At 60.7% G+C, this 5638-nt stretch carries 3 protein-coding genes and 1 pseudogene; all 4 read right to left on the bottom strand.

The annotated features are described in order from the left end of the window. A partial coding sequence (locus tag EN994_RS15500) for a DUF4238 domain-containing protein (protein ID WP_127307629.1) occupies positions 1-378 on the bottom strand: 378 nt, incomplete at its 3' end. A gap of 88 nt (positions 379-466) precedes the next feature. Beyond that, complete coding sequence (locus EN994_RS15495) at positions 467-4249, bottom strand: vitamin B12-dependent ribonucleotide reductase (protein ID WP_063167864.1); 3783 nt, start codon at positions 4247-4249, stop codon at positions 467-469. Positions 4250-4880: 631 nt separating this feature from the next. Beyond that, on the bottom strand, positions 4881-5192 hold the full coding sequence (locus EN994_RS15490) for a PilZ domain-containing protein (RefSeq protein WP_063167865.1): 312 nt from the start codon (positions 5190-5192) through the stop codon (positions 4881-4883). Between the two features lie 132 nt (positions 5193-5324). Next, a pseudogene (locus EN994_RS15485) lies at positions 5325-5638 on the bottom strand (NUDIX hydrolase); the annotation flags it as partial.

Below are 5638 nucleotides of genomic sequence, written 5' to 3'. Positions count from 1 at the left end.
AGCAACAGAGTCTCGCAAAAGGCTCATAACAGATCTAAGCGCGTTGGGTACACGGCATCGCATGGACAAAAGGAATTCGGTGAAATGTTTAATTTCATCAAGTGAGAGCGGTTTCTTTTCCGCGATAATGTTCACAGCTCGGTCCCAGCCGCTTTCTATCGTGTCGGAAAAAAGTCTCTCGATCGCGTTGTCAAAACGCGCTTCAGCATGAACTGGTTGTGAGTATAGGTATTTCTCTTTGAATACCGATTTTGGAGAGGTGCAGAAAAGCCTACAATCTTCCCACGTATCGTAGACTTTGATGCAGCCGTCTCCATCCAAGAAATGCTTCGAATAAGTTTCCGGAATATAGTGCTGTTGCTTGGGCTCTGGCGGCATTTTTATAGACCTCCGCTCTCAGCATATCTCTTCTGCTGAGAGCGGAGTCGCATTGTTGGCAGCAGACAGACAGCGCGCGTGAATTAGCTCAGCTGCACCCGCTCGTCGAGCCACACGTATCGCACTTCTCGCAGGTCCCGTTCCGCACCATGGTAAAATTCTGGCACTCGGAGCAGGAATTGCCGGTGTAGCCCTGGAGCAGCGATTTGGCGCGGCGGTCGTTGGCGAGTTTCTTGGCTTCCGCCGCCTCCATGGCCGCGGCGTCGGTGAACAGCGCAGCCGTGGCGTCGGAAGCAACACCCGCCGCTTCCTCGAAGGCGATGTCCTCGGCCAATTCCTTTGCCCGCTCCTCATAGTCGCGCTTGTAGGCGACCGCTTCGTCGCTGGCGGGTTTCAGCGCCAGCACGTTGGAGCCGGAGAAGGCGGTCGGTGCCGAGCGGGCAGGGGCGCCCGAGGGGGCCGCAAAGCCTTTCGGATCGTTGCCGCTGACGCGCGACACCAGCTTCACCGGCGAGGCGCCACGGGTCAGGCCCTTGGAGACCGCATCGGTCTTGCCTTCGCTGATGCCACGGCCAAGTGCGGTGTTGGAAAAGTCCGACTGGTCGACATGGGCGAGATCGTTGCGGCCGAGGTAGGAGATCGCCAGCTCGCGGAACACGTAGTCGAGGATCGACGTCGCGCTCTTGATGGCGTCATTGCCCTGCACCATGCCGGCCGGCTCGAACTTGGTGAAGGTGAAGGCGTGCACATATTCGTCGAGCGGCACGCCATATTGCAGGCCCAACGAAATGGCGATGGCGAAGTTGTTGAGAAGGCCACGCAAAGTCGCGCCTTCCTTGTTCATGTCGATGAAGATCTCGCCGAGACGGCCATCGTCATATTCGCCGGTGCGCAGGAAGATGGTGTTGCCACCGATCTTGGCTTTCTGCGTGTAACCCTTGCGGCGGCCGGGCAGCTTTTCCTGCTCGCGCGACACGCGCTCGATGATGCGCTCGACGATCCGCTCGGTGATCTGTGCGGCACGTGCTGCCGCAGGTGCGGCGAGCAGCTGCTCGACGGCTTCATCCTCGTCGTCCTCGCCATCGGCGAGCAGCGAGGAATTGAGCGGCTGCGACAGTTTCGAGCCGTCGCGGTAGAGCGCGTTGGCCTTCAGCGCCAGCTTCCACGACAGCATGTAGGCGCCCTTGGCGTCTTCCACCGTCGCATCGTTGGGCATGTTGATGGTCTTGGAGATCGCGCCGGAAATGAAGGGCTGTGCCGCCGCCATCATCTGGATGTGGCTGTTGATAGACAGCGAGCGCTTGCCGATCTTGCCGCACGGGCTGGCGCAATCGAACACGGCGAGGTGTTCGGCCTTGAGGAACGGCGCGTCTTCCAGCGTCATCGCACCGCAGACATGGATGTTGGCGGCCTCGATGTCCTTGCGGGAGAAGCCGAGCGCCGGCAGCATCTCGAACGAGAAGTCGTTGAGCTGCTCGTCGGTGAAGCCGAACGTCTCCTTCACCCAGTCGGCGCCGAGCGTCCACTGGTTGAAGACAAACTTGATGTCGAAGGCCGACTTCAAGGCTGCGTTGAGCGCCGCGATCTTCTCGTCGGTGAAGCCCTTGGCCTTGAGCGCGCCGGGGTTGATGGCCGGCGCCTGGTTGAGGTTGCCGTGGCCGACCGCATAGGCCTCCATCTCGGCGATCTGGGCTTCGGAATAGCCGAGCGTGCGCAGCGCTTCCGGCACGGCGCGATTGATGATCTTGAAATAGCCGCCGCCGGCCAGCTTCTTGAACTTCACCAGCGCGAAGTCGGGCTCGATGCCGGTGGTGTCGCAATCCATGACCAGGCCGATCGTGCCGGTCGGCGCGATGACGGTCGCCTGCGCGTTGCGGTAGCCATGCTCCTCGCCGAGCTCGATGGCGCGGTCCCAGGCGGCCTTGGCGTGGGTCGCAAGGTCCTGCTGCTTCAGGTCGGAAGCGACGAGCGGCACCGGGTTGACGGCGAGCTTCTCGTAGCCCTGCTTCTCGCCATAGGCGGCACGGCGATGGTTGCGCATGACGCGCAGCATGTTCTGGGCATTGCGGTCGTAGTCGGCGAAGGCGCCGAGTTCGCCGGCCATCTCGGCCGAGGTGGCATAGGCCATGCCGGTCATGATCGCGGTGAGTGCGGCGCAGATCGCGCGGCCTTCGTCGGAGTCGTAGGGAATGCCCGACGTCATCAGCAGGCCGCCGATATTGGCATAGCCGAGGCCGAGCGTGCGGTATTCGTAGGACTGCTTGGCGATCTCCTTCGACGGGAACTGCGCCATCATGACGGAGATTTCGAGCACGATGGTCCACAGCCGCACCGTGTGCTCGTAGGCTGCGATGTCGATCGTGCCGTCGGCGTTGCGGTAGGGCAGCAGATTGATCGAGGCGAGATTGCAGGCCGTGTCGTCGAGGAACATGTATTCGGAGCACGGGTTGGACGCCCGGATCGCACCGGCGGAAGCGCAGGTGTGCCAGTCGTTCATCGTCGTGTTGAAATGCAGGCCCGGATCGGCCGACGCCCAGGCGGCGTAACCGATCTTTTCCCAGAGATCCCTGGCCTTCAGCGTCTTCAGTACCTTGCCGTCCTTGCGGGCGGTCAGGTGCCAGTCGGCATCGTCCTCGACGGCGCGCAGGAAATTATCCTTCAGCGACACCGAATTGTTGGAATTCTGGCCCGAAACCGTGAGGTAGGCGTCCGAATCCCAGTCTGTGTCGTAGGTCTTGAACGACATCGAGCTATAGCCCTGCTTGGCGAACTGGATGACGCGGTAGATGTAGTTCTCCGGCACGGCCGACTTCTTGGCCGCCTTAATCTCGCGCTTCAGCGCGGAGTTGATCGACGGATCGAAGCAGTCGTCGCCATTGCCTTCGCAGTTGACGCAGGCCTTCATGATCGCTTCGAGATGCTTCTTGACGATCTTCGAGCCGGTCACCAGCGAGGCGACCTTCTGCTCTTCATTGACCTTCCAGTCGATGAATTCCTCGATATCGGGATGGTCGGCGTCGACGATGACCATTTTGGCGGCGCGGCGCGTCGTGCCGCCCGACTTGATGGCGCCCGCCGCGCGGTCGCCGATCTTGAGGAAGCTCATCAGGCCCGACGAGCGGCCGCCACCGGACAGTTTTTCGCCTTCGCCGCGCAGCAGCGAGAAGTTGGAGCCGGTGCCGGAGCCGTATTTGAACAGGCGCGCTTCACGCACCCACAAATCCATGATGCCACCCTCGTTGACGAGGTCGTCCTGTACGCCCTGGATGAAGCAGGCATGCGGCTGCGGATGCTCGTAGGAGGATTTCGACTTGGTCAGCTTGCCGGTGAACGGGTCGACATAGAAGTGGCCCTGGCTCGGGCCGTCGATGCCATAGGCCCAGTGCAGGCCGGTGTTGAACCATTGCGGCGAGTTCGGCGCGACGCGCTGGGTGGCCAGCATGTGGGCAAGCTCGTCACGGAAGGCGCGTGCGTCTTCTTCCGACGCCTTGAAGTAGCCGCCCTTCCAGCCCCAATAGGTCCAGGTGCCGGCAAGGCGGTCGAAGACCTGGCGGGCGTCGATCTCGGAACCGTAGCGCTCGGCTTCCGGCAGCTTGGCGAGTTCCGCCTCATCGGCGACGGAGCGCCACAGGAAGGAGGGGACGTCGTTCTCTTCGATCTTCTTCAGGCGTGCCGGAACACCGGCCTTGCGGAAATATTTCTGTGCCAGGATATCGGCTGCGACCTGGGAGAACTGCGCCGGCACGTCGATATTGTCCAAGCGGAACACCACCGAGCCATCCGGATTCTTGATCTCCGAAAGCGCCTTGCGGAATTCGATCTCCGCATAGGCGGACTGTCCTGGCTTGGTGAAACGACGCTCGATGCGCATTGGTCCGGTCCCTTTTGTCTATATGTAGCGCTTTTCCCCAGGGATTTCTGCCCCCGATGCGAAACGCGCATGTCCGCCGTCTGCCGGCGTTCGAAAACGGCCGGCTCTCCATTTCGCAGCCTCCGCCGGCCCTGCTGGTCAAACTCCTTGCGAAGTGCCTGTCCAACGCGCCGACGAACCCACGGGTCCCTCAAAACTGATTTTTTTCCGATTCCCTCGGTCGAGGGAAATTCACACTATCTAGCGTCGAACCTACCTGCAAACACTAAATATAGTATTAACAGACAATTTATTCAAGCCCGACAATTGTCCCTATCGACCCCAACCGCCCCACAATTCCAACGCTTCCGCCGGCCTCGTAACCAGGCGGAAATGCGAGCAAAACGCACATAATCCGGGAAAAAGACCGGGCTCAGAACTTTCCGGTCGCACTCTCAACAGGAGCGCATGGCCTATAAAAGGCGACTCGTTTTGCGCCGTCAAGGATTCGTTTGCGTAGCTTTTGTGACCCCAACATCTTGTGTGTCACATATGTGGATAACGGGGATAGAATGCGGTGCGGCGATCGCAATTTTGTCGCCACCAGGCAATCCGGACGCGGCAACGATCCAAAGCGTCGTGCCTGAATGGATCAGCCGTAGTGCAGCCTGGGTTTTGGCTCGGTGCCGGTGAACTGCACCCCGATACGGTCATTGCGACGCCAGCGGACCTCACACCGATAGGCAATGCCGTCGAGCGGCACATAGAGAAGGAAGCGATCGGGAACCCGGGCTTCCAGCGGTATCTTCAGTTCGGCTCCGCCTTCGTGTTGATTGCGCAGCGTGCAGCCGACTTCCGAATTCGAAATTCCGGTGATGATCGACCCGCCCTTGAGCACGCGCGGACGATGCTCGCGCTCAGGCTCGTCGGACTCGTTTGGAATTGGATTTTCGGGGCTCGCCATCGATCAAAAAATACCAGAGCTGCCGAATCCTACCTTTGATTCCTTAGCAAAGCATTCATGTCGATGGCGGCAACGCGTGTCCAGCCTTTGCAAGCAAGTCCCGTTTTGCAAAGAGCGCGGTGTGGCCGCCCGTCAGGAGAAGCTGTGCGGGTCGGCGCAGAAATAGGCGATGATCTGGCAAAGGTCGGGTTCGTTGACCATGCGCACCGCTTCGCTTGCACGGACCCATTTGCGGGTGCGTGAGCGTTTTTCCTTCCAGCGGTCCGCGACTTTGTCGACATGCAGCGGAAACACCAGGACCTCGCACGGGACTTCTTCGCCGGAAGCCAGCGCCTTGGCGTAGAAGTAACGGCCGGCTTCAAGATGAGAGACACGGCCGCGCAGCCCGGCCTCCTCGCCGGCTTCGCGCGCCGCGGCCTCGCAGAGCGGCTCCCTGGCCTCTGGCC

The sequence above is a fragment of the Mesorhizobium sp. M7A.F.Ca.CA.002.09.1.1 genome, assembly GCF_003998555.1.
In the GTDB taxonomy this organism is placed as follows: Bacteria; Pseudomonadota; Alphaproteobacteria; order Rhizobiales; family Rhizobiaceae; genus Mesorhizobium; species Mesorhizobium ciceri.
The sequence above is the reverse complement of the archived record's forward strand: the minus strand, read 5'-3'. Positions and strand labels throughout refer to the sequence as shown.